This window comes from Streptomyces sp. NPDC005899 (assembly GCF_040629645.1).
Lineage (GTDB): Bacteria > Actinomycetota > Actinomycetes > Streptomycetales > Streptomycetaceae > Streptomyces.
In genome coordinates, this window is record NZ_JBEXWB010000310.1 from 1 (window position 1) to 7,663 (window position 7,663).

Sequence of the window (7,663 nt, forward strand, 5' to 3'; positions counted from 1 at the left end):
AGCGCACCGCGCTCGCCGGCCCGCCGCGGGATCCACCCCCGCGTCGCCCCGGTCGCCGCCGCGGCGCGCACGGCCGCGGTCAGCGCGCCGGGCACCCCGGCGAGCCGCTCACCGACCAGGATGACGGCGCCCGCACCGCGCAGCGCCTCGGCCGCGAGGGCTCCGTCCCCCTCCAGGCCGACACCGCCGGCCAGTGCGTCCAGCCACTCCGTCTCGGTGCCCGGAGCGGCGGGGAGCAGGGTGCCGCCGGCCTTCACCAGACCGCGCGTGGCGTGGGAGGCGAGGGCGAACGTCCGCTGCCCGTGTCTGCGGTGCGCCTTGCGCAGCCGCAGGAAGACCCCGGGGGCCTCCTCCTCCGCCTCGAAGCCGGCCAGCAGCACCGCCGGGGCCTTCTCCAGCGCGGTGTAGGTGACTCCGGTGCCGTCGAGGTCGCGTCCGCGGCCGGCGACGCGGGCGGCGAGGAAGTCCGCCTCCTCGGCGCTGTGCGTCCGGGCCCGGAAGTCGATGTCGTTGGTGCCGAGGGCGATCCGGGCGAACTTGCTGTAGGCGTAGGCGTCCTCGACGGTCAGCCGGCCGCCGGTGAGGACACCGGCCCTGCCGTGGGCCGCCGAGAGGCCGGCCGCGGCGGCCGCGAGCGCCTCGGGCCAGCTCGCCGCTTCCAGGACCCCGTCCGCGTTGCGTACCAGCGGGGTGGTGAGCCGGTCGCGCTGCTGCGCGTAGCGGAAGCCGAAGCGGCCCTTGTCGCAGAGCCACTCCTCGTTGACCTCGGGGTCGTCGAGGGCGAGCCGCCGCATGACCTTGCCGCGCCGGTGGTCGGTCCGGGTCGCGCAGCCGCCCGCGCAGTGCTCGCACACGGACGGGGTCGACACGAGGTCGAAGGGCCGGGAGCGGAAGCGGTACGCCGCCGAGGTGAGCGCCCCCACGGGGCAGATCTGGATGGTGTTGCCGGAGAAGTACGACTCGAAGGGGTCGCCCTGCCCGGTGCCCACCTGCTGGAGGGCGCCGCGCTCGATGAGCTCGATCATCGGGTCGCCCGCCACCTGGTTGGAGAAGCGGGTGCACCGCGCGCAGAGCACGCAGCGTTCGCGGTCCAGCAGCACCTGCGGGGAGATCGGGACGGGCTTCTCGAACGTGCGCTTCTTCCCGTCGAACCGGGAGTCGGTGCCGCCGTGCGACATCGCCTGGTTCTGCAGGGGGCACTCGCCGCCCTTGTCGCAGACGGGGCAGTCGAGGGGGTGGTTGATGAGCAGGAGCTCCATGACCCCCTTCTGCGCCTTCTCCGCGACGGGTGAGGTGATCTGCGACTTCACGACCATGCCGTCGGTGCACGTGATGGTGCAGGACGCCATCGGCTTGCGCTGGCCCTCCACCTCGACGATGCACTGCCGGCAGGCGCCGGCCGGGTCGAGGAGCGGGTGGTCGCAGAAGCGCGGGATCTCGATGCCCAGGAGCTCGGCGGCCCTGATGACCAGGGTGCCCTTGGGCACGCTGATCTCGATGCCGTCGATCGTCAGCGTGACCAGGTCCTCGGGCGGGATGGCCGCCTCGCCGCCCCCGGAGGGCGCACTCGTGGTGACTGTCATGCGTTCACCCCCCGGTGAGCGTTCTCGTCGTCTGTGTCGTCGGCCCAGAGGGTCGACCTGGCCGGATCGAAGGGACAGCCCTTGCCGGTGATGTGCTGCTCGTACTCCTCGCGGAAGTACTTCAGCGAGGAGAAGATCGGCGAGGCGGCGCCGTCGCCGAGGGCGCAGAAGGACTTGCCGTTGATGTTGTCGGCGATGTCGTTGAGCTTGTCGAGGTCGGCCATCTGCCCGTCGCCGGCCTCGATGTCGCGCAGGAGCTGGACGAGCCAGTAGGTGCCCTCGCGGCAGGGTGTGCACTTGCCGCAGGACTCGTGGGCGTAGAACTCCGTCCACCGGGTGACGGCCCGCACCACGCAGGTGGTCTCGTCGAAGCACTGGAGGGCCTTCGTGCCGAGCATGGAACCGGCGGCGCCGACGCCCTCGTAGTCCAGGGGGACGTCGAGGTGCTCGTCGGTGAACATGGGGGTGGACGAACCGCCGGGCGTCCAGAACTTCAGGCGGTGCCCGGCCCGCATGCCGCCGCTCATGTCGAGCAGCTGCCGCAGGGTGATGCCGAGCGGTGCCTCGTACTGGCCGGGACCGGCGACGTGACCGCTGAGCGAGTACAGCGTGAAGCCCGGGGACTTCTCGCTGCCCATCGCCTTGAACCAGTCCTTGCCCCTGTTCAGGATCGCGGGGACGGAGGCGATGGACTCCACGTTGTTCACCACGGTGGGGCAGGCGTACAGGCCGGCGACCGCGGGGAAGGGGGGCCGCAGCCGGGGCTGGCCGCGCCGTCCTTCGAGCGAGTCGAGCAGCGCGGTCTCCTCACCGCAGATGTACGCGCCGGCGCCCGCGTGCACGGTGAGTTCCAGGTCGAGCCCCGAACCCAGCACGTCCTTCCCGAGGTAGCCCGCCTCGTACGCCTCGCGTACGGCCTCGTGCAGCCGCCGCAGCACGGGGACGACCTCGCCGCGCAGGTAGATGAAGGCGTGCGAGGAGCGGATCGCGTAGCAGGCGATCACGATCCCCTCGATGAGGCTGTGCGGATTGGCGAAGAGGAGCGGGATGTCCTTGCAGGTCCCGGGCTCCGACTCGTCGGCGTTGACCACCAGGTAGTGCGGCTTGCCGTCGCCCTGCGGGATGAACTGCCACTTCATGCCGGTGGGGAAGCCCGCGCCTCCGCGCCCGCGCAGACCGGAGTCCTTGACGTAGGCGATGAGGTCGTCCGGTGTCATCGCGAGGGCCTTGCGCAGCCCTTCGTAGCCGTCGTGGCGCCGGTAGGTCTCCAGCGTCCAGGACTCCGGCTCGTCCCAGAAGGCGGACAGGACGGGGGCCAGGAGCTTCTCCGGGCTGGTGCCGTTCGTGCCGATCTCGGCTGCCAAGGTCATCACTCCCCCTCCTCGGCTGCGGGCCCGGCGGGGTTCTCCGGGTCGGAGGCCGCGGTCTGCTGTGGCGCGTCGTGCGAGCTGAGGTGCTCGGACGGCGACGGGTCGTGCGGCGGTGTGTCCCGGGGTGCTCCGCCCCGCTGGCCGACCACCCGGGCCTGTGGCGCGCCCTCGCCCTTGGCGAGCCTGAGTCCGGCCAGGGAGGCGGCGCCCGCTCCGCCGGTCGCCTCGACGGCGCCGGGGCGCTCGTCGGGGAAGCCGGCGAGGATCCGGGCCGTCTCCTTGTAGGTGCACAGGGGGGCGCCGCGGGTGGGTTCGACGGTCCGCCCGGCGATCAGGTCGTCGACGAGCCGCGTCGCGCTCTCGGGCGTCTGGTTGTCGAAGAACTCCCAGTTGACCATCACGACGGGTGCGAAGTCGCAGGCCGCGTTGCACTCGATGTGTTCGAGGGTGACCTTGCCGTCCTCGGTCGTCTCGTCGTTGCCGACGCCGAGGTGGTCCTTGAGCCGGTCGAAGATGGCGTCGCCGCCCATGACCGCGCACAGGGTGTTGGTGCAGACGCCGACCTGGTAGTCGCCGCTCGGCCGGCGCCGGTACATCGTGTAGAAGGTGGCGACCGCGGTGACCTCGGCGGTGGTGAGGCCGAGCAGCTCGGCGCAGAAGGCCATGCCCGTGCGGGAGACGTAGCCCTCCTCGGACTGCACGAGGTGCAGCAGGGGCAGCAGCGCGGAGCGGCTTCCGGGGTAGCGGGCGATCACCTCCTTCGCGTCCGCTTCGAGCCGGGCGCGCACCTCGGCCGGGTAGGCGGGGGCGGGGAGCTGCGGCATCCCCAGGCTGACTTCTCGGTTGGACACGGTCACCGGTCGACGCCTCCCATCACGGGGTCGATGGACGCGACGGCGACGATGACGTCGGCGACCTGGCCGCCCTCGCACATCGCCGCCATGGCCTGGAGGTTGGTGAAGGACGGGTCGCGGAAGTGGACCCGGAAGGGGCGTGTCCCGCCGTCGGAGACGACGTGCACGCCGAGTTCGCCCTTGGGGGACTCGATGGCGGTGTACGTCTGCCCGGCCGGGACGCGGAAGCCCTCGGTCACCAGCTTGAAGTGGTGGATCAGGGCCTCCATGGAGGTGCCCATGATGTTCCTGATGTGGTCGAGGGAGTTGCCGAGCCCGTCGGGTCCGAGCGCGAGCTGCGCGGGCCAGGCGATCTTCTTGTCCCCGACCATGACCGGGCCCGGCTCCAGCCGGTCCAGGCACTGCTCGACGATCCGGAGCGACTGGCGCATCTCCTCCAGCCGGATGAGGAAGCGGCCGTAGGCGTCGGCGGTGTCGGAGGTGGGCACGTCGAACTCGTAGTCCTCGTAGCCGCAGTACGGGTCGGACTTGCGCAGGTCGTGCGGGAGGCCGGCGGACCTGAGGATCGGGCCGGTCGCGCCGAGGGCCATGCAGCCGGCCAGGTCGAGGTAGCCGACGTCCTGCATGCGGGCCTTGAAGATGGGGTTGCCGGTGGCGAGCTTGTCGTACTCCGGCAGGTTCTTCTTCATGGTCTTCACGAACTCGCGGATCCGGTCGACCGCGCCGGGGGGCAGGTCCTGGGCGAGTCCGCCGGGCCGGATGAACGCGTGGTTCATGCGCAGGCCGGTGATCAGCTCGAAGAGGTCGAGAACGAGTTCACGATCGCGGAAGCCGTAGATCATGATCGTCGTGGCGCCGAGTTCCATACCGCCGGTGGCGACGCACACGAGGTGCGAGGAGAGCCGGTTGAGCTCCATCAGGAGCACCCGCAGGACGGTGGCCCGGTCGGGGATCTCGTCCTCGATCCCGAGGAGCTTCTCGACCCCGAGGCAGTAGGCGGCCTCGTTGAAGAAGGGGGTCAGGTAGTCCATGCGCGTCACGAAGGTGGTGCCCTGGGTCCAGCTGCGGAACTCGAGGTTCTTCTCGATGCCGGTGTGGAGGTAGCCGATGCCGCAGCGGGCCTCCGTGACGGTCTCGCCGTCGATCTCCAGGATGAGCCGCAGGACACCGTGCGTGGACGGGTGCTGCGGCCCCATGTTGACGATGATGCGCTCGTCGTCGGAGGTGACCGCCGACTCGACGACCTCGTCCCAGTCGCCGCCGGTGACCGTGTACACGGTCCCCTCGGTGGTGGCGCGGGGCGTCGAGTGGGGCGTTGCGTGGGAAGTGCTCATCAGCTGTACGACCTCCGCTGGTCCGGAGCCGGGATCTGGGCGCCCTTGTACTCGACGGCGATGCCGCCGAGGGGGTAGTCCTTGCGCTGCGGGAAGCCCTGCCAGTCGTCCGGCATCATGATCCGGGTCAGGGCGGGGTGCCCGTCGAAGATCAGCCCGAAGAAGTCGTAGGTCTCGCGCTCGTGCCAGTCGTTGGTCGGGTAGACCTCGACGAGGGACGGGACGTGCGGGTCGCTGTCGGGGGCGGACACCTCGACGCGGATCAGCCGCCCGTGGGTCAGCGACCGCAGGTGGTAGACGGCGTGGAGTTCACGGCCCTTGTCCCCGAGATAGTGGACGCCGCTGACGCCCGTGCAGAGCTCGAAGCGCAGGGCGGGGTCGTCGCGCAGGGTGCGGGCGACCCGGAGCAGGTGTTCGCGGGCGATGTGGAAGGTGAGCTCGCCCCGGTCGACGACCGTCTTCTCGATGGCGGTCTCGGGGAGCAGGTCCTGTTCCTCCAGGGCCCCTTCCAGCTCGTCCGCCACTTCGTCGAACCAGCCGCCGTAGGGCCGGGAGGCGGGGCCGGGCAGGGTCACCGTGCGGACGAGTCCGCCGTAGCCGGTGGTGTCGCCGCCGTTCCGCACGCCGAACATGCCCTTGCGTACGCCGATGACCTCGCCGGAGTCGTCACGCGGCGCGGGCACCTGGCCGCTGTTCGTGTTGAGTTCGTCGCTCATCGCAGCAGCCCCTTCATCTCGATCAGGGGCAGAGCGTTGAGGGCCGCCTCCTCCGCCTCGCGGGCGGCCTCCTCCGCGTTGACCCCGAGCTTGGAGCCCTGGATCTTCTGGTGGAGCTTGAGGATGGCGTCGATCAGCATCTCGGGACGGGGCGGGCATCCCGGCAGGTAGATGTCGACCGGCACAATATGATCAACACCCTGCACAATGGCGTAATTGTTGAACATTCCACCCGATGACGCGCAAACCCCCATGGAAATGACCCACTTGGGGCTGGGCATCTGGTCGTAGACCTGCCGCAGGACGGGTGCCATCTTCTGGCTGACCCGCCCGGCGACGATCATCAGGTCCGCCTGCCGCGGCGAACCGCGGAAGACCTCCATACCGAAACGGGCCAGGTCGTAACGCCCGGCTCCGGTCGTCATCATCTCGATGGCGCAGCAGGCGAGGCCGAACGTGGCGGGGAAGACGGACGACTTCCGCACCCACCCGGCGGCCTGCTCGACAGTGGTCAGCACGAAGCCGCTCGGCAGCTTCTCTTCGAGTCCCATGGTGTGCCCCTCAGCCCCTCAGTCCCATTCCAGGCCGCCCCGGCGCCACACATACGCGTAGGCGACGAAGACGGTGAGCACGAAGAGCAGCATCTCCACGAGCCCGAAGATCCCCAGGGCGTCGAAGGTGACCGCCCAGGGATAGAGGAAGACGATCTCGATGTCGAAGACGATGAACAGCATCGCCGTCAGGTAGTACTTGATCGGGAAGCGGCCGCCTCCGGCCGGCGTGGGTGTGGGTTCGATACCGCACTCGTACGCTTCGAGTTTTGCCCGGTTGTAACGCTTGGGGCCGATAAGCGTGGCCATGACCACGGAGAAGATCGCAAACCCTGCCCCCAGGGCGCCGAGCACGAGGATGGGCGCGTACGCATTCACGCTCCTCGCTCCTTCCAGTCGTCCTTGACCGTTGGACCGCATCGGGCGACCGGCTCGCCGCCTCACCAAGATCGTGCACATGTGAGGCAGTTCACAAGCCCGACTGCCCCGCATCCTATGCCTGCCGTCCTGTGATCTGCGACACGGGGTACGTCACCGACTTTGTGATCTCCACCACCCGTCGAACGATCATGAAGCCGGATGAGCGGTGATCTACGTACGCGAAGCGGCCGAGCGGTTACGAGACGTGACATTTGGCGGCGTTGCTGCTGGTCAAAGCCGTACGGCACTATCAATCGTAGGCGGCTACACGCAAATTGGCGATGGACGCCTGCGGGGTGATATAGGCGGGACTTCCGGTTCGGGCCCACCCGGAAGGGGGGCGGCCGGGAGCGAGGTGGACGATGGCAATGCGCGCTCGTTCACTAACTCTCCGGAGCCGGTCGTGAGATGGCGCTCCGGACCTCGCGACACCGCGCCTCACGGCAGTTCCGCGAGGGGCCCGGCGAGGCGGTGGCGGTTCCGGTACCGGAGGAGGTGCGGGCGGGGCGGGGTGAGTCGGGAGCGGGCGGGGACGGGCAGGAGCGGGCGGTTCCGGTGGCCGGCCGGGGCGGACGGTGCCTGGCGGCGGTGCGGGCGAGTGCGGCGGTACAGGCGAGTACGGGGACAGCGCGGGCGACTCCGGCGACACCGCGGGCGGATGCCGGGTGACGGCGCGGGCGGTGCCCGGGTGGACGCCACGCGGGGGTGAGGCCGCGGACCGGGCCGGCCGGAGGCGGGCGCCGCCCCAGAACCGTCCACGGCGCTCACGGGCGCGCACCCTCCTGCCGCTCGGCCTGGCGGCCTGGCTGGTGCTGGAGGTCTGGCTGCTGATCGT

General features: G+C 70.2%; 7 protein-coding genes and 1 pseudogene. 1 reads left to right on the forward strand and 7 read right to left on the reverse strand.

What is annotated here, in order from left to right; all coding sequences use genetic code 11:
• The 7 genes from ABZ371_RS25920 to ABZ371_RS25950 all read right to left on the reverse strand — a co-directional run.
• On the reverse strand, positions 1 to 1,583 hold a 1,583-nt coding region (locus ABZ371_RS25920; RefSeq protein ID WP_358683826.1), incomplete at its 3' end, for an NADH-quinone oxidoreductase subunit G.
• The gene (nuoF, locus tag ABZ371_RS25925; protein WP_358683828.1) at positions 1,580 to 2,953 is read right to left on the reverse strand and encodes an NADH-quinone oxidoreductase subunit NuoF; all 1,374 of its coding nucleotides are present in this window, start codon (positions 2,951 to 2,953) and stop codon (positions 1,580 to 1,582) included. The genes nuoF and ABZ371_RS25920, both read right to left, overlap by 4 nt.
• Complete coding sequence (nuoE, locus tag ABZ371_RS25930; RefSeq protein ID WP_358683834.1) at positions 2,953 to 3,777, reverse strand: NADH-quinone oxidoreductase subunit NuoE; 825 nt, start codon at positions 3,775 to 3,777, stop codon at positions 2,953 to 2,955. The genes nuoF and nuoE overlap by 1 nt, the downstream gene beginning before the upstream one ends.
• A gap of 29 nt (positions 3,778 to 3,806) precedes the next feature.
• On the reverse strand, positions 3,807 to 5,141 hold the full coding sequence (locus ABZ371_RS25935; protein WP_358683830.1) for an NADH-quinone oxidoreductase subunit D: 1,335 nt from the start codon (positions 5,139 to 5,141) through the stop codon (positions 3,807 to 3,809).
• Positions 5,141 to 5,857: an NADH-quinone oxidoreductase subunit C gene (locus tag ABZ371_RS25940; RefSeq protein ID WP_358683832.1), complete on the reverse strand. Its 717-nt coding sequence runs from the start codon at positions 5,855 to 5,857 to the stop codon at positions 5,141 to 5,143. The genes ABZ371_RS25935 and ABZ371_RS25940 overlap by 1 nt, the downstream gene beginning before the upstream one ends.
• Positions 5,854 to 6,408, reverse strand: a complete 555-nt coding sequence (locus tag ABZ371_RS25945; RefSeq protein ID WP_069171248.1) for an NADH-quinone oxidoreductase subunit B — start codon at positions 6,406 to 6,408, stop codon at positions 5,854 to 5,856. Before ABZ371_RS25945 ends, ABZ371_RS25940 begins: the two co-directional genes overlap by 4 nt.
• Before the next feature lie 18 nt (positions 6,409 to 6,426).
• A complete protein-coding gene (locus ABZ371_RS25950; RefSeq protein WP_003992243.1) occupies positions 6,427 to 6,786 on the reverse strand; it encodes an NADH-quinone oxidoreductase subunit A in 360 nt (119 codons plus the stop codon).
• Positions 6,787 to 7,403: 617 nt separating this feature from the next.
• Here ABZ371_RS25950 and ABZ371_RS25955 point away from each other — a divergent pair.
• A pseudogene (locus ABZ371_RS25955) lies at positions 7,404 to 7,663 on the forward strand (hypothetical protein); the annotation flags it as partial.

Excerpts from the sequence above, each read along its gene's own strand:
- ABZ371_RS25945 (WP_069171248.1), bottom strand. The coding sequence starts at position 6,408 with ATGGGACTCGAAGAGAAGCTGCCGAGCGGCTTCGTGCTGACCACTGTC.
- ABZ371_RS25940 (WP_358683832.1), bottom strand. The coding sequence starts at position 5,857 with ATGAGCGACGAACTCAACACGAACAGCGGCCAGGTGCCCGCGCCGCGT.
- ABZ371_RS25935 (WP_358683830.1), bottom strand. The coding sequence starts at position 5,141 with ATGAGCACTTCCCACGCAACGCCCCACTCGACGCCCCGCGCCACCACC.
- nuoE (WP_358683834.1), bottom strand. The coding sequence starts at position 3,777 with ATGCCGCAGCTCCCCGCCCCCGCCTACCCGGCCGAGGTGCGCGCCCGG.
- nuoF (WP_358683828.1), bottom strand. The coding sequence starts at position 2,953 with ATGACCTTGGCAGCCGAGATCGGCACGAACGGCACCAGCCCGGAGAAG.